The 13,175-nt window shown below is 53.4% G+C and carries 22 protein-coding genes and 1 tRNA gene; all 23 read right to left on the bottom strand.

Annotated features, from left to right (window positions below):
* The 23 genes from F8561_RS21145 to F8561_RS21035 all read right to left on the bottom strand — a co-directional run bounded on the left by F8561_RS21145 (position 1) and on the right by F8561_RS21035 (position 13,175).
* Complete coding sequence (locus F8561_RS21145; RefSeq protein WP_151887900.1) at positions 1 to 924, bottom strand: phage minor head protein; 924 nt, start codon at positions 922 to 924, stop codon at positions 1 to 3.
* Positions 887 to 2,233, bottom strand: a complete 1,347-nt coding sequence (locus F8561_RS21140) for an anti-CBASS protein Acb1 family protein (protein WP_151887899.1) — start codon at positions 2,231 to 2,233, stop codon at positions 887 to 889. The genes F8561_RS21145 and F8561_RS21140 overlap by 38 nt, the downstream gene beginning before the upstream one ends.
* A gap of 56 nt (positions 2,234 to 2,289) precedes the next feature.
* Positions 2,290 to 2,463 (bottom strand): hypothetical protein, encoded by a 174-nt coding sequence (locus F8561_RS24255; protein ID WP_192938270.1) that lies wholly within the window; start codon positions 2,461 to 2,463, stop codon positions 2,290 to 2,292.
* Positions 2,464 to 2,525: 62 nt separating this feature from the next.
* Positions 2,526 to 3,773, bottom strand: a complete 1,248-nt coding sequence (locus F8561_RS21135) for a PBSX family phage terminase large subunit (protein WP_151887898.1) — start codon at positions 3,771 to 3,773, stop codon at positions 2,526 to 2,528.
* The gene (locus tag F8561_RS21130) at positions 3,770 to 4,225 is read right to left on the bottom strand and encodes a DUF2280 domain-containing protein (protein ID WP_151887897.1); all 456 of its coding nucleotides are present in this window, start codon (positions 4,223 to 4,225) and stop codon (positions 3,770 to 3,772) included. Before F8561_RS21130 ends, F8561_RS21135 begins: the two co-directional genes overlap by 4 nt.
* Positions 4,226 to 4,257: 32 nt before the next feature.
* Entirely contained in the window at positions 4,258 to 4,896 is a 639-nt protein-coding gene (locus tag F8561_RS21125) for a putative metallopeptidase (protein ID WP_151887896.1), read from the bottom strand.
* Positions 4,897 to 4,899: 3 nt separating this feature from the next.
* Complete coding sequence (locus tag F8561_RS21120) at positions 4,900 to 5,109, bottom strand: hypothetical protein (RefSeq protein ID WP_151887895.1); 210 nt, start codon at positions 5,107 to 5,109, stop codon at positions 4,900 to 4,902.
* A gap of 111 nt (positions 5,110 to 5,220) precedes the next feature.
* A complete protein-coding gene (locus F8561_RS24525; RefSeq protein WP_151887894.1) occupies positions 5,221 to 5,691 on the bottom strand; it encodes a lysis protein in 471 nt (156 codons plus the stop codon).
* The gene (locus F8561_RS21110; protein ID WP_151887893.1) at positions 5,688 to 6,128 is read right to left on the bottom strand and encodes a lysozyme; all 441 of its coding nucleotides are present in this window, start codon (positions 6,126 to 6,128) and stop codon (positions 5,688 to 5,690) included. Before F8561_RS21110 ends, F8561_RS24525 begins: the two co-directional genes overlap by 4 nt.
* A complete protein-coding gene (locus tag F8561_RS21105) occupies positions 6,115 to 6,420 on the bottom strand; it encodes a phage holin family protein (RefSeq protein ID WP_122008274.1) in 306 nt (101 codons plus the stop codon). Before F8561_RS21105 ends, F8561_RS21110 begins: the two co-directional genes overlap by 14 nt.
* A gap of 189 nt (positions 6,421 to 6,609) precedes the next feature.
* Positions 6,610 to 6,684 (bottom strand) — tRNA-Ile (locus tag F8561_RS21100).
* A 474-nt stretch (positions 6,685 to 7,158) separates the two neighbouring features.
* Positions 7,159 to 7,848, bottom strand: coding sequence for a bacteriophage antitermination protein Q (locus F8561_RS21090; RefSeq protein ID WP_151887892.1), 690 nt, complete (start codon positions 7,846 to 7,848; stop codon positions 7,159 to 7,161).
* Positions 7,845 to 7,961, bottom strand: coding sequence for a hypothetical protein (locus F8561_RS24470; protein WP_015705894.1), 117 nt, complete (start codon positions 7,959 to 7,961; stop codon positions 7,845 to 7,847). The genes F8561_RS21090 and F8561_RS24470 overlap by 4 nt, the downstream gene beginning before the upstream one ends.
* Positions 7,958 to 8,590 carry a recombination protein NinG gene (locus F8561_RS21080; RefSeq protein ID WP_115168492.1) on the bottom strand — a complete coding sequence of 211 codons (633 nt, stop codon included), beginning with the start codon at positions 8,588 to 8,590 and terminating at the stop codon, positions 7,958 to 7,960. The genes F8561_RS24470 and F8561_RS21080 overlap by 4 nt, the downstream gene beginning before the upstream one ends.
* Positions 8,583 to 9,251, bottom strand: a complete 669-nt coding sequence (locus tag F8561_RS21075; protein WP_115168491.1) for a serine/threonine protein phosphatase — start codon at positions 9,249 to 9,251, stop codon at positions 8,583 to 8,585. The genes F8561_RS21080 and F8561_RS21075 overlap by 8 nt, the downstream gene beginning before the upstream one ends.
* Positions 9,248 to 9,418, bottom strand: coding sequence for a NinE family protein (locus tag F8561_RS21070; RefSeq protein ID WP_151887891.1), 171 nt, complete (start codon positions 9,416 to 9,418; stop codon positions 9,248 to 9,250). Before F8561_RS21070 ends, F8561_RS21075 begins: the two co-directional genes overlap by 4 nt.
* Positions 9,418 to 9,873, bottom strand: coding sequence for a YbcN family protein (locus tag F8561_RS21065; RefSeq protein ID WP_151887890.1), 456 nt, complete (start codon positions 9,871 to 9,873; stop codon positions 9,418 to 9,420). Before F8561_RS21065 ends, F8561_RS21070 begins: the two co-directional genes overlap by 1 nt.
* Before the next feature lie 193 nt (positions 9,874 to 10,066).
* A complete protein-coding gene (locus F8561_RS21060; RefSeq protein ID WP_151887889.1) occupies positions 10,067 to 10,732 on the bottom strand; it encodes a hypothetical protein in 666 nt (221 codons plus the stop codon).
* Positions 10,729 to 11,418, bottom strand: coding sequence for a DUF551 domain-containing protein (locus F8561_RS21055; protein WP_151887888.1), 690 nt, complete (start codon positions 11,416 to 11,418; stop codon positions 10,729 to 10,731). Before F8561_RS21055 ends, F8561_RS21060 begins: the two co-directional genes overlap by 4 nt.
* Entirely contained in the window at positions 11,415 to 11,909 is a 495-nt protein-coding gene (locus tag F8561_RS21050; protein WP_052684119.1) for a hypothetical protein, read from the bottom strand. The genes F8561_RS21055 and F8561_RS21050 overlap by 4 nt, the downstream gene beginning before the upstream one ends.
* On the bottom strand, positions 11,906 to 12,292 hold the full coding sequence (locus F8561_RS21045) for an ead/Ea22-like family protein (RefSeq protein WP_151887887.1): 387 nt from the start codon (positions 12,290 to 12,292) through the stop codon (positions 11,906 to 11,908). The genes F8561_RS21050 and F8561_RS21045 overlap by 4 nt, the downstream gene beginning before the upstream one ends.
* Positions 12,289 to 12,882, bottom strand: coding sequence for a hypothetical protein (locus F8561_RS24465; protein WP_226778094.1), 594 nt, complete (start codon positions 12,880 to 12,882; stop codon positions 12,289 to 12,291). The genes F8561_RS21045 and F8561_RS24465 overlap by 4 nt, the downstream gene beginning before the upstream one ends.
* Positions 12,879 to 13,175, bottom strand: a complete 297-nt coding sequence (locus tag F8561_RS21035) for a protein ren (RefSeq protein WP_151887886.1) — start codon at positions 13,173 to 13,175, stop codon at positions 12,879 to 12,881. Before F8561_RS21035 ends, F8561_RS24465 begins: the two co-directional genes overlap by 4 nt.

Genomic DNA, 13,175 nt, shown 5'->3' with positions numbered 1-13,175 from the left:
TTATTTCCCCGCCCAGGCGTAACCGCGCGCCTGCATCGTTTTGTATTCCTGTTTGAGTTTCGTGATGGTGTCCGGGTATTCCGGTTTACCGTCCGCATCCACCAGCACCGACTGCTGGCTGCATTTGCAGTTGATGGAGTTGCCATCTTTGCTGTACCAGTCACGGACCTCTTCATTTGTGTAGAGGTGAGCGTGGCGCACTGCATGGGTATGGCGGGTTGTCTGTGACAAAGCCGAGATGTGAACCAGAAGCGTTTTCAGGCCGTAAAGGTCGTTTGCCTCCTGGTCTTCATCCCACTTAGCCCGGCGCAGAGCAGTAGTAACTTCGGTGCGCGCTATCCTGTTCGCCCGCCGTTTCTCGATTCCCGTCTGGTCTGTCAGGTTGCGGGCAATATCCAGCGGGTTAAGCCCGCGCCCCACGCCATCGGTCAGCACTCGCGCCATGTCGCGCTTAACGTCAGCACTCAGCCACTTCATTTCCTCAAACACGCGGGCATGCACCAGCGCCATACGTTGCTGGTACGGGTCGCTTGCGAGGATAGACGCCAGTGATTCGCGTCCGGCGGCATACACCGGGGACTGCTGGCTGAGGTTATAGAACGACTGCCCGGTACCTTTCTCCGAAGCCAGATCGATGTACTCGTAAAACCACAGGTCGTAATCGCCACCCTCAAGCAGGACCTGATCTACCAGGTAGCTGGCATCGTTCAGGATGATGGAGAGTAACGTTGGGTTTAACTGGTATTCGTATCGGGCGTTTACTGCGAGGGAGGAAGGTATTTTGTCGAGTGCTGATTTGTACGCCTTGCCAATCTTATTCATCCGCCTGGCGAAGTCTTTCATCGCCCGGCGCTCCAGCGCATCGACTCCGGTCGGATCCTGATAGTTACGCGGTAGAATTGGTGGCTTCGTCTTCTTCGCCATCCTCTTCTCCTAACGGGAATTCATCAACGTTTTCATAGCCGGCAGCTGTGCGAATTTCTTCACGACTGAAGGCTGGATTCTCTCCGCTCCCCTGGAACGCCTGGTTAATCTCAGCCATGGTTTTTGCATTGGCGAGCTTCTCAGTTCCAGTCTGTTCGTTGAGGTCATCCCAGATAACCGTCTTCTCGCTGACAGCATCAATGATTTTCAGGTCGATTAGCTTGTCACTGAAGTCTTCAATTTCGAATGACAGGTCACCGCGGCGTGACTGGCAGCGAGCATTCATATACTTCTGATCTTCAGTGCTAGCCCTTTCGCCAGTTTGCATCCCCACCAGAATTTTCACCGGCTCATCGACAGAAGCGGCAAAGGTTTGCAGGTTGACGTTATAGGTTGGGTCAGGATCTGAAACTGCAGACACCATCGACGTTACCTGGGCACCCTGAGTAATCAGAAGAACGTCATTACCGATGTTTAACTCTCTGGCCGCATCGTTATATCGCTCTTGAAGCTCATCAACAGATACGCCGTACAAAGAAGCAAGGTTGTTGAAATCAACGTCTTTGTCGAAATTAATGCTCTGCTTATTAGCGGCGTTCTTCAGGAATGCCTCACCTGAACCACCCTCAACCTTCTCAAGGCTGACGCAGGCGTTATAACCCGGCTCAAGGAAGCCAATGGCATCGTTAGAATAGTCACCAAGGATGAAGACGCGATCGGGATGAACGAACCGCTGATTTGTACCACCGTTTGGCAGACTCTCAACGTATTTCCATTGCTTTGGCTGCCCGTAGTCTGCCGAGTTCTCGTCAGTTACCCACTGGCTTACAGTCAGAGAACCAGCCCATGCGATCGTTAACTTTTTGAGTGACTTCCCTCGAACAACTGGCTGGTCCCACTTTCTGGAGTCATTGATGTGCAGCAGGATTCCGGCATAACGTCCAACCAAGCGGCGACGATCTGCTTCGGCAAAAGCGCGCCAGAGTCGCTTAGTAAAAACCTTTTTGGTTTTCTTCTCCCAGTCAGTTTCATCCTTGCTCTCGTCGGCATCGTCACCCTCGATAATCTCTGGGTTGGTCTGCCAACACTTGCCAACCAACTTCTCAACTGCGCCGTGAGCGATACCGCCGCGGCGGTACAGGGCGTAGAGATTTTCGTAGGTTACCTGCTCAGGGAAGCCATACTCACACCATGCGGAATGGCGCTTATTGTCCAGGCCCATTGTTGGCGCTATCAGCCCCATACGGGCGCGCGCCATCCGCGCATCGTTCAACGCATGGTTGACGGCGAGAGTTAATTTGTCATTCATGGATTGTCCGTTGGTGGATTTATGGCAATAAAAAAGGCCACCGAAGTGGCCTGAACTTATTGGTAGCTTTTCAGCTTTATCGTATCGCCCTTAAATTGCTTCTGAAGAGCCTCTAACAGAGCTGACTCAGTCTTTCCATTAGCAAGAACATCGCTTAGTTTGACTTGATTGCCAACCGTTGAGCCCTTCGAGATGCGCTGGAAAATAACGTTTTTAAAATGATGCTGCATAACTATCTCCTTGTAAGTACATCATTAATAAATAACGTCAATTCTTGGTGAATCTTTAATATTTAACGCAACCTTTTTGGAATCATCATCCCGGCCACTTGGCCTTTGCGCTTAATGTGACCGTCGAGGCTGTATCGAATCCCATCCCAGCAGTGCTCAAAGCCGTCAGCCAGTTTCGGCAATACCTCGCCGGTTATGCGGTCCGTCTTGTACGACCACATGCGGGCCTCTCGCGCTACGTTCTTGCAGCGTGGATGGATAATGATTTCGTCGAAGCCTCGAAGGTGGGCAATCCCGTCCTCAACGCTTCCCTGCCACTTCTTAGCGGCTGAGATGTTGAAGCCCTGCCGCTTGAGATAGCTGATTGTCTCAGGTCGTGCCGAGTCGGCCTTGATGGGCCAGTCCCGCGCGCCTGGAATCGTGTCGTATAGCTCGGGCATATGGTCGAGCTCTGTCTGCTGCCCGTATGCCTCGTATTCGATGTACAGCCGGTTGTGCAGGATGAACGAGCGCACCAGCGTGTTAGGGTCTTTGGCGAAACCGAAGTCTGCACCGAAGAACAAACGCTCAGCTTCTTTCCAGAGGTTATCCGAGAACTCAGCAATCCGGTATTTACCGGCCAGCACCTGCTTATCGGAGTTTTCGAGATATGCCCCTTCCCACACCCAGGCATAAGTTGCCGGGTCGAGGCGGCGCTGATCGTTCTGTCTCTCACCTTCCAGCACGTCAGGGAACCACGGGTTATCCGTGTAATTCATCTCAACGGTTATGCAGTCGTCGCCGGCTTCTTTGCGGAAACGCTTATCCGTCGCGCTACCGTCGCGCTCCGGGTTCCACGTCACCCAAATCTCTGATCCCTCTTCACGAACGGTCGGGCTCAGCTTCTGCCAGGCTATTTCGCTGACTGATTCAGCCTCGTCCACCCAGCACAGCAGAATGCGCGCCTTCGACTTGATGCTGTCGAGGTTGTGCCGCAGACCGCAAAAGACATAGTTAACGCTCTTGTCGATGGTGCGGATGTACTTCTCGCCGATATCAAAGTTGGCGGCCAGCCAGGGAACAGACAGGATCGCCTGTTTCACTTCCTGCATGCTCGACTCTTCCAGCGAGTTCATAAATTCACGCGCGCAGAGCACCACGCCGCTTTCACCGTTCATCATCGACTGATACGCCTTTACGGCAGTCATCAGGGCGAATGTGCGCGTCTTGGCGCTGCCACGTCCACCATGCGAGCACCGGTAACGCTTATTCACGGCAGTGAACAGCGGCGCAAGCTTCGCGGGGATCGGCAGTTGAACGGCGTTACTCATGCTTTCGGCTCAACAGGTAGTAGCTGGATGATTGTCGGCTGCGGAGTCATGGTTCCGTCCGGGCTGGTGTGCTCGACCTTCTGTTTGTTGCTGTACGCATCCCCACACTCTTTGGCGGCCTGCTCCATCAGAGAGGCAGCCAGCGCCATGTTTTTCATCCCCTCAGCGCGGGTCATCATCCGGTCTAGCGCACGAAGACGATAGGCTTTGTTGGCGATCGGGATGTCGCTTAATTCGGTCTGGAAGCGCTTACGGGTTTCGTGAAATAGCTCAACCCATTTCTGCGCCAGCCCCCTGCCGTTTGCTTTCGTCGGGTCGTGGGATTCGACCTGCTGACGAGTGATGCTGAGGCCAAATTCTTTTTTGACCAACTCCACCACCTGGGATGGGGTATCGAAGCAGGCAAGGGACTGAACGATGAAGGCTTTGACCTCACCTTTCAGTGTCGCCATTGATTACCTGCCTGTCATAATCAGTCATATTGTTACGCCAGCTTTAACATGCATGTACCGCATGACCTGGCTATATCGATGTGAGCCACTTCTGCTGGCGCATTGGCCGCATCAACGAGCTCCTGCACTTCTTTGCTGGCACCGTAACGACGTACGACTCCAGTGAATTCTTCGACGTCGTGGCCGCGCAGTGTAAGCACTGGCTGCCCAGTCTCTTTGTTGAACTTCGGAGCGCCGATATCATCGGTGGCCTGGGCGATGTGGTAAAGCTCATGCTCTACCAGTGCGCAGAATTCGAGGTCACTGCATTGTGAGCAGTAATCGGCCGCCAGCGTGATGACGAACTTCGGGATGCGCCCGAACCATTCATGCATCTGCTGTTCCATTCTGGCTTTCTGCCAGCCACCGGCGCGGAGCATTACCTGTTCAGCCTGACCGAGAACTAAACGCCCTTTCTTCGCGAATGAGTCAGACGCCCACATAAAGCAGAGATCAGCCTCTAACAGGTGCCCATGGTCTGGGTTATGGATACTGCCGGTATCGCTCAGGATTTGGCGGTTTACCCACTCATGCACTTCGTTGGTGGGGATCAACCTGGTGTATGGCTGCCAGCTGTCGGAGTCGATGAAGTTAACTGGCGGATATGGCCTGCGCTCGTCATCGTTAGCCATGGGTTACTCCGTTGTTTCTTCTGCTGGCAGCTCAGTCAGCTCTGGCGTGAACTTCATGCGTTTAACATCAGCTGGAATAAAGTACAACCATTCGCCCGTCTCGGTCGCCAGCGGCACAAAACCGTTAACCAGCTCAGGCTGACGTCGTGACATCTTGCCTGTGAAGGTTTCGCCTGTTTGGGTGGTTAAGGTGATTTGGTAGATGTCAGACATGATTACCTCTTTGCCTTTTCGCAGCGGTTGCCCTGCTTCTCAGAAGTGCTTAGCCACTTACGGCTTACCCGTCAGCAAGATGTGATCACCATCCTTGCGGGGTTACACAAATCATTTCAGGCACTGTTCTTTGATGTAGTCCTGCAGATAACCGACCTGCTTCGTCACTGTGGAGATTCGTTCTCTGAGGGTGAAATAATCCCGTTCAGCGGAGTCAGTAAGTCGGGGGCCGGAAGCATCGACCATGCCGCCGGTGCTGGCCGTTCCGTTCGCGGGACATCTGGCGTTGACGTGCAGCCCACACTTGCCATCGCGAACACAATGCTGCAGATCATCAAGCTGCTTTTTCGCATCGGACAATTCCTTCGTATATTTAGCATCCAGCGCAGCGACATCACGCTGGCGCACCTGCATATCTTTGATGGTTTCGTTAGCCACGCGGAGATTCTCGGTGGCCTTATCGCGCTGATCTTTGTAGGTGATGGCGTTGTCGCGGTAGTGGTTCACGAAAAACACCAGCACGCCGATTACCGCCACCACAATCAGTTGCAGCCAGTAACGCTTAACCAGTGCGCTAATCACGACAGGAACAGAGCGCGCTCCGCCTCACGCCGACGGCTCAGGCCATTCAGGACCTTGCCACCAGCTTTATTCCAGCGCAGGAACTCATCGGCAGCGCCAGCGTAATCACCGGCGTTGAGTTTTCGCAGAAGAGTTGATGTCGACAGTGACCGGGCGCCGAGGTTATACGTGAAAGAAACCAGAGCATCGAATTGCCCCTGAGTCAGGCCGACTTTAACCAGTCGTGACACGTCGCCTTCATAGCTGACCAGCCCGGTCTTCAGCAGGCGCTCTGCTGTTTCCTGCTTAATCGTCATCCCGGCGCGGATTGGTTTGCCGTCGACGGGCTGAGTCCAGCCATAACCGATCGTCCAGACTCCGACGCTGTCCTGGTACGCGGTGAGTTTGCAGCCTTCGAACTGCTTGATCAGGGCAATGCCTTTCTCACTGGTTTGCATTCTTCATCCCCGTCAGGCGTTCCCAGAAGTACGTCAGTGCCACTGAGCCCATCGCTCCGCTGATACCAGACGTAACCAGAATCATGTAAAGGCTCAGCCCACTTTCAACGCTGATCAGCCCACCAATGAGACCGGTAAAACCGGACACTGCAATTTGTGCCAGCGCGTTAATCCAGCTCCAGGTGGCTTTGTTCTGCTTCACGTCAATAAGGTATCGGACCAGGCCGCCCCAGCATGACAGGGCAAGGACAATCAGCCATGACACTCCGGCAATGCTTTCTTTATCTTGCATACGTTTAGCCATATCACCTCCGAAAAACGGGGTGCTGTTTGTGTAGTGGGGAAAGGCCGTCAGACACGATAGATACGTGGCATCTGGAATTGATTGTCTGCGGCCTGAATAAAAAACCCGGCGACAGGCCGGGAAGATGAGGGTAAGGCAATGTCGGCTCTATGGCCGAAGGGTCCCAGGTAGTGGGTTTGGGTCGCCCGTCTGGATTCGAACCAGCAATCATCCAATTATGATTTGGGAGCTTTACCGCTTAGCTATAGGCAAATAAAAAGGCCGCCTAAGCGACCTGTCTGTTGAGTTGCACCTTCACCACATTTTGAGCCCACGTAAAAAGCCTCTTAGGCCTTCAGCGTGCCTCCTGTAATGCGATGTGCACTCATCGATAACATCATGAGCTGACACAAAGCGAAGCGACTTACAACCGACCTCTTTGTGCAACTTGTTTTTGACGTTGAATATTCGAACACTAAAAGCATCATCCACCTTTCTGATTTCGTAACGATAGGTGATGTTGTTAGTGCCGCCAACATAAAGCTGGAAGTTCTTCATGATGAGGCCTCTCTGTTTTCACTGGAGGCCATATTTTACATAAGTAATAAAAGATTATTAACTTTTAAAGACCACTTGGTTTACATAAAGCACAAAAAACAAAGCCCCGCACGGTGGCGAGGCTCTTAATTCTTTGTCGACCTACGAAGCAATGGCGACGATATCAGATTTACATGAAATATATGCGTTTCAATCCAGTTTTGCAAGACTTCTGTCGAAATTTGTCGCCTTTTGTTGTGAACGTGATCTCGTAACCTGCAACAAAGCACCGCTATCCAGGCGTTGGAAGATACGCCTCATCTCCACCCAGCGCTCCGTAAACGTCTCGGACCAGTTCTTTGGCGTTACACCGACCAGTTCCGCCATCTTCTGATATTCGTAAGTCTCACGGCCCGCCAACTCCCTTTTGACGTCCTGCGCCGCCAGCCAGATTAGCTTCTTCAGGCGCTCCATCGTCTTGCCCGCCACCTTCTTCGCGCCGAGCTGCTCCTGGAACTCCGCCCACGCCCACTGAGTGATCGCCACCTGGTGCTCAAACCTAACGTTTTCGCTGTAGTTCCACAGCAGCCAAGCTTTCTGGTGATCCTCCAGCGACAGGACAGCGCGGCGCCATGATGCGGTACCGAACTCTACCGGGCTGACAAGAGCGATAGATGACCCCTTCGTGCGCGACTGGCTGCCGCTCATCGCCGGGCCGTCCGGATTAACTTTACGGCCGGTGACCGGATCAGTTATTTTCTTACGTCCCCGGCTGCGCGCCGTCGCGGTGAACTGCGCGTTCTCGGCGAAAGATACCAGCTGCCCTTTCGTCGCTCCGCTCAGATCTGCGGTCGCCACAATGAGCTGCTGACGTACGTATTCCAGTTGCTGACTGTTCATGCGGCTTCCTTCTGTGGCTGGTTGGTTTTGGTCTGGCTGTGCTTTGCTACTGGCGGCAGGTTGGCGCGCTTAACGCTTTCGGCCTGGTACCGCAGGAAATCGGCGTGGTTCATGCGGCCTCCTGTCGGCGTGCCCGGCGTTTTTCCAGCGCGCGGGCTTTGCGGGTGAAAATGGATTTGATGCGTTGCAGGTATTGGATGTCGAACCGGCGGACAGTGTTATCGTTGTTTATCGCCTCGACTTTTTCTGCACCGATGCGCTCAATAAGCCCCTGTTCAAATGCCTTTTGCGCGCCGTCGCGATCCCGGTTGCAATAGACACACTGGGCTGCGGTATTGTTAAGGTTGAAAGCGAGGTGCGCCGCTGCGCCGCGGGTGCGGTAGTGTCCGCAGTCCATGGTTCCGCCAAACTTCTGCTCCGGCAGCCTGCCGCAGCTGATGCACGGCTTACCAGCATCCCTCAGACGGACGTACCGATTGAAAGCCGCCTGCGCCTCAGCTCTCCATTGCGGTTTCGTTTTTAGCGCCACTTTTCTTGCTTTCAGATCCCGGCGCTCCGTGCGCTCTTTCTCTTTACGTTCCTTAATGCGTTTAGCCGCGGCTTTCACCTTCTCCTTTTCGCGCTCCTCCATCGCGAGGATTGCGCCATGCTCCGGGCTGCACCACCGGATCCGGATGTCGTGGAATTTCGGCACGAAGTATTCACCGCATACTTTGCACTTACGGCGGGATGGTTTACGCATGGGCACCACCTTGAACCTGTACCAGCGTGAGGTTTCCGCAGAACACGGCACCAGTATCGATGTACATCTGGTTGGCATACTTCAGGGGCTGGCGCGCAGGGGTGTGGCCGAAGATAAACAGATCAGCACCAGCTATCGGCGAGACAATGCCGTCCTGAGCGTCGCTAACCCGTTCACGATTCCAGATGACCATGTCTTTCGGGACCGGCTTGTCGAACGCATATTCGTTATGCGGGTAGTCAGCGTGGCAGATAACGATTTTACGTTCAGCGGTAACCAGCTCGATGACGAATGGCAGGCTGGCCGCTTTATGAACCAGAGCCTTAGCCAGCACCTCTTTTTCATAATCAAGACTGAAGAACCACACGCCGCCGTTTTCCAGCCAGTGGTTAACGTTTCCATACTCCGATAGCCCATCAATCATCATCTGCTCATGGTTACCTCGCACAGCCCGGAACCAAGGCATAGTAATCAGCTCCAGGCACTCGACGTTTTCCGCGCCGCGGTCAACAAGGTCACCAACCGAGATCAGCAAATCACGCGCAGGGTCGAACGAAACCTTTTCGAGTTCATTCATCAGCAGCGTGTAGCACCCATGCAGATCGCCGACGACGAAGATATTGCGCCAGTCAGCGCCATTAATGCGTTGATACATGCTCATGCTGTTTTTCTCCTCGCCGCGAGGCGCAGCCATTTCTGATCCACCAGGCGGGCGGTGTAATCTTTCAGGGTCGGGATATCGGACGGCTTAACCGCGGGCTTACGCTTGCGGCGCGCCGGAACGCGGAAGATTTCGTTGGTGATGACGCGAGAAAGTGGAGTAGACATCAGGCCTCCTGCTTATCGCGCAGCTGCTGGAATTCGCAGCCGCTGGGGATAGTCAGCGCCAGGCCGAACTGGGCGCACCAGGCTTCGACCTTGCACATGAAGATATGCATCTCTCCAGTGTCGAGGAGGGAGGTGTGTCGAGGCTCCCATGAGGTTTCTTTCGCACCGGTAATGAAGTCGGTATAGGTGACTTCTTCGCATCCGAGGTACGTCTTTTTGAGGTTGCGCTTAACCCATTCCGGCGTTGCGTCGGTACGCCCGGATTTGATGAGGTATCCGCTGATTTCTCCCATCCAAAGATGAAAGAGTGCGTTTTGAGACAGGCTGCGCTTCTCGCGCCACGGTTTGACTTGCAGGCGGAAACATTGCCCGGCATCCAGCAACGGCTGAATCTGCTGGCCGATGGCCGCGAAGTTACCGCGATGGAGTTTGATACCGTCTACTGGCAGAGTCATACGGCCTCCTTAACGGAAACCGCAGAATGCAGAAAATCGCAGGTGCATTTCTGCATCTGTGACAAGGTGAGGAGTTCAGATTGTGGTCGCATTTAAGTCCCCTTAAATGCGCAGAAGTCACAATCGGGTGTTCAGGCCGACTGCGACTTAATTATAGCATCACTTTTGAAAAATGATTATCAAGAATCACTGCCTAAGCTGCCAACTGCTCCCGGTGGATAAACAGCAACTTTCTCTGTACGCCTCGGTAAAGATCGGGGTGTATGCTGTCGCATAGACCTTTGTATTCAAGTGCTATCTCAAGCTTCTTGAAAAACCAAGCTTCATGGGCTTCCATCGGATCATCGTAGAGACCGAGGAATAGATATTTACCCTTGCTGTCATTGGCCCTGGCCATGTATTTACTATGCTGCTTATCCCAGCTTACCCCTATTGGCAAATCCCCTCGTTTACAGTCTCGCCCAACGGTGAAGTTATTCAACTCTTTAGGAATGTAGACGCATGTTGATGGCCCATAAACCTGATTTCCTGGGATAAGAAGGTCCTTATCGAGATGCCATCCGGTCCTATATCGTGGCTTCCACCAGGCGTAGAAAGCAGAAAACTTATGCCAAGCAGGGTCGAGTGATACCTGAAGATATTGCTTACGTGCGCTACGATATGATTCGCCATAACAGCGCTGAAGCATGTTAATCCATGCTGCGTAAGCTCCATGACGAATGATTTTCCCGTCCATAATGCAACCGATACAGAACTCTGCATCGTTTTCAGCTACGTTGTAGATCAACTTCTGCCGCTTCTGTTTTCTCGGCATGGATTCGAGAATGGCGTCAGTTTCAGGTGAGTGCCAAGGCATCACTTCACCTCCTGTTGAGGCGCTACTGGCAGTGGCATCCAGTGGGTGACATGCTCTACCAACAGATTGTCGCAATAGAAATTCCAGTACCTGTCATACGCACCAGACCAAACTTCTCCATACTCATTGAATGCAAGGATGGCCTTAAACTTCTCAGGCATCCGCTCACTGCAAGCCACCCAACCATCCGGAATCACCGGAGCGTTGCCATCGGCACCCTGAAGCATGGCGGCGCGAACCGTCTTAGCGATGCGTTCGCGCAGTTGCTGTGTGCCGTAATACTCGACGGCGATATCGCGCAACTCATTTACCAGGTCACGAATCTGATGGTCTTTCATAGATACCGGCGCTGGCGGGGCGGAGTAATAATACTCGTCCTCAATGCCCTCAACGGGTTTTGAGAAGCCGATAAAATTACTGTAATGCCAAGGATAAGGACCGTACGGCTCAACAGTCACACGACGCCAGCGGTGAATTGCAGGCCGCGCTTCGAGCGATGCCAGCGCGATGCGCGCCAGCTCTCGCACAACTTCGGGCGGTGCGTATCTGTCGTTCAGGTCATCCCAAAGGTCACACATCTTCCTGCTATCCTCGGGATGAACATCCTCGTTTGTTCCGGCCAGTGCGGTAATAACCTCATCAGCGGCTTCAATGATTTTCTGTGCCTGCTCTTTGGTAATAGTGCTCATGGGTTAACCCTCACGGAATTTCTGATACCTTCGGCAATATCGAATAATGTTTCTGAGTAGTCTCGCTGAGCGTCATTACCAAACTCAAACGTGCCTGTATCGTTATCAGTTCGCCCATGCTCGTTGTCGTATGACTCTCGCTGTTTATCCACCCAGTTCGCGGCAGCAGTTACACCGTCATTGAAAGCTGATTCGGTAGGCATGAAAGACAGGTCCGCGAAGAACTCGCCAAACCCAAAGCACACTGAATAAGCAAGGCGGCCGTGATGCTTGTAGCCAGGGTTGGTAATATCCGTAGTGGCATACGTCGCTGTGATTTCTGCCACTATTTCCTCTGGTTTTGATGGAGTCTCTACCCATGGGATGCAAATCAGGTCAAAGTCACGCGCCATCGTCCCGTGAATTGCCATTGCGTAACCATGCTTACGAGCTATCTCTGCCAGAGCTGGGTAAAGAGCACAGTAAACAGGCGCAAAGTTTGCCGGCTTCATGATGCCTCTCCTTTACCGGCTGCGGCGATGTTGATGCCAGCGTTATCACAGGCAATGCGGAATGCCGCTTGAAGTTCTCGCGCAACGTGTGGCACATAGCCGTCGAAGGTTGGCATTTCAACAGTCTTCTTCTCTGCCGCCTCAGCTCGTTTCTCTGCTGCAATTCGGTGCTCCAGTCCTTGCCCCTGGCAGATATCAATCAGGCGCTGTTTTTCCATCAGCTCGGCGCTGAGTTTGTCTTTGGCTTCCATCTCATCCAGCAGCGCCAGCACGGTTTCTGGAGTTGAGCAGCGCAGATAGTGGAACCATTCATCCTGGGTATGGTTATCTGTGCTGGCCTTCTCCGCCGCTTCACGTAATGCGCGTTTGTCGATGTTGCTCATTGGGCGGCCTCCTGGCGGATTTCATTCGCAAAATCAGCTGCGTCATCTGCTCTTTGACGATACTTCAGGCGAGATGAATCGCTGATGCTAATTCCTGGGTCTGTTTCGTTTGCAATGGCGTACCAGGCATTCGCCAACCGCTCCACACCCTGCGCCCGCACTTCAGCCAGGAAGGCGGAGGTTGCCGGGGTTTCGATATTGGGCAAAAGGGCATAATCGCAAATCGTATCGATCGCAGGGTCACAGCGGTCATCTTCGTTTCGCTGGCGCTCCCCAACCTTCGTGGATGATTGCATGATGATGCCCCAGCAGATGCTATCGACCTCTTCACTCCACCCATCACAAGCGTCACCGCGATAGTCGTCTATTGCAGCCTCAGCGGCCTCTGCAGCTTCTTCAGCAGTTTTATGCCATTCGAAGTTGTGCTCAGAGCCATATGAGAAATATGATGCACCAGCCTTCAGCCCCGCATTCTCCGCAGCCATCTGCGCCAGCTTCATCTCCAGATTATCGATTGTGATATCAGTCTGGCGGACGTAGCGCTCTGACTCGATGAGCTTCTGCTCTAACTCTTCATAACTCGGTTTCATGCTCTCACCCCATATACGCTTAAAATTCGCTTCATCACCGCACTGTTCCGGCACTCCTGAAATATCCCGTTGGTGCAGCTGCGCGCGGTGCCGTCCTGCTCTTCCGGAGTCGCCAGGCGATAAGTCACCGTTCGCCAGACCTTGCTCACCCGGACAATCTTGCGAGCCCGCTCCAGATCGAGTGCGTTCTTCGTGATGCAGTTAATGGTCATGCCGCACTCTGTGGCCACATCCTTCGCGGTGAAGGTCCGTTTCGTTTCGAGATAACGCAGAATTGCCTGTTTGCCTTTCAT

Source organism: Enterobacter sp. 198, assembly GCF_009025585.1.
Taxonomy (GTDB): Bacteria; Pseudomonadota; Gammaproteobacteria; order Enterobacterales; family Enterobacteriaceae; genus Enterobacter; species Enterobacter ludwigii.
The sequence above is the reverse complement of the archived record's forward strand: the minus strand, read 5'-3'. Positions and strand labels throughout refer to the sequence as shown.

What these genes read in the sequence shown, in the direction of transcription:
- F8561_RS21140 (WP_151887899.1), bottom strand. Translation starts at nt 2,233, where the DNA reads ATGAATGACAAATTAACTCTCGCCGTCAACCATGCGTTGAACGATGCG.
- F8561_RS21035 (WP_151887886.1), bottom strand. Translation starts at nt 13,175, where the DNA reads ATGAAAGGCAAACAGGCAATTCTGCGTTATCTCGAAACGAAACGGACC.
- F8561_RS24470 (WP_015705894.1), bottom strand. Translation starts at nt 7,961, where the DNA reads ATGAACCACGCCGATTTCCTGCGGTACCAGGCCGAAAGCGTTAAGCGC.
- F8561_RS24465 (WP_226778094.1), bottom strand. Translation starts at nt 12,882, where the DNA reads ATGAAACCGAGTTATGAAGAGTTAGAGCAGAAGCTCATCGAGTCAGAG.
- F8561_RS21075 (WP_115168491.1), bottom strand. Translation starts at nt 9,251, where the DNA reads ATGAGCATGTATCAACGCATTAATGGCGCTGACTGGCGCAATATCTTC.
- F8561_RS21120 (WP_151887895.1), bottom strand. Translation starts at nt 5,109, where the DNA reads ATGTCTGACATCTACCAAATCACCTTAACCACCCAAACAGGCGAAACC.
- F8561_RS21070 (WP_151887891.1), bottom strand. Translation starts at nt 9,418, where the DNA reads ATGTCTACTCCACTTTCTCGCGTCATCACCAACGAAATCTTCCGCGTT.
- F8561_RS21145 (WP_151887900.1), bottom strand. Translation starts at nt 924, where the DNA reads ATGGCGAAGAAGACGAAGCCACCAATTCTACCGCGTAACTATCAGGAT.
- F8561_RS21130 (WP_151887897.1), bottom strand. Translation starts at nt 4,225, where the DNA reads ATGGCGACACTGAAAGGTGAGGTCAAAGCCTTCATCGTTCAGTCCCTT.
- F8561_RS21080 (WP_115168492.1), bottom strand. Translation starts at nt 8,590, where the DNA reads ATGCGTAAACCATCCCGCCGTAAGTGCAAAGTATGCGGTGAATACTTC.
- F8561_RS21110 (WP_151887893.1), bottom strand. Translation starts at nt 6,128, where the DNA reads ATGCAAACCAGTGAGAAAGGCATTGCCCTGATCAAGCAGTTCGAAGGC.
- F8561_RS24255 (WP_192938270.1), bottom strand. Translation starts at nt 2,463, where the DNA reads ATGCAGCATCATTTTAAAAACGTTATTTTCCAGCGCATCTCGAAGGGC.
- F8561_RS21065 (WP_151887890.1), bottom strand. Translation starts at nt 9,873, where the DNA reads ATGACTCTGCCAGTAGACGGTATCAAACTCCATCGCGGTAACTTCGCG.
- F8561_RS21055 (WP_151887888.1), bottom strand. Translation starts at nt 11,418, where the DNA reads ATGAGCACTATTACCAAAGAGCAGGCACAGAAAATCATTGAAGCCGCT.
- F8561_RS21135 (WP_151887898.1), bottom strand. Translation starts at nt 3,773, where the DNA reads ATGAGTAACGCCGTTCAACTGCCGATCCCCGCGAAGCTTGCGCCGCTG.
- F8561_RS21090 (WP_151887892.1), bottom strand. Translation starts at nt 7,848, where the DNA reads ATGAACAGTCAGCAACTGGAATACGTACGTCAGCAGCTCATTGTGGCG.
- F8561_RS21050 (WP_052684119.1), bottom strand. Translation starts at nt 11,909, where the DNA reads ATGAAGCCGGCAAACTTTGCGCCTGTTTACTGTGCTCTTTACCCAGCT.
- F8561_RS21045 (WP_151887887.1), bottom strand. Translation starts at nt 12,292, where the DNA reads ATGAGCAACATCGACAAACGCGCATTACGTGAAGCGGCGGAGAAGGCC.
- F8561_RS21105 (WP_122008274.1), bottom strand. Translation starts at nt 6,420, where the DNA reads ATGCAAGATAAAGAAAGCATTGCCGGAGTGTCATGGCTGATTGTCCTT.
- F8561_RS21125 (WP_151887896.1), bottom strand. Translation starts at nt 4,896, where the DNA reads ATGGCTAACGATGACGAGCGCAGGCCATATCCGCCAGTTAACTTCATC.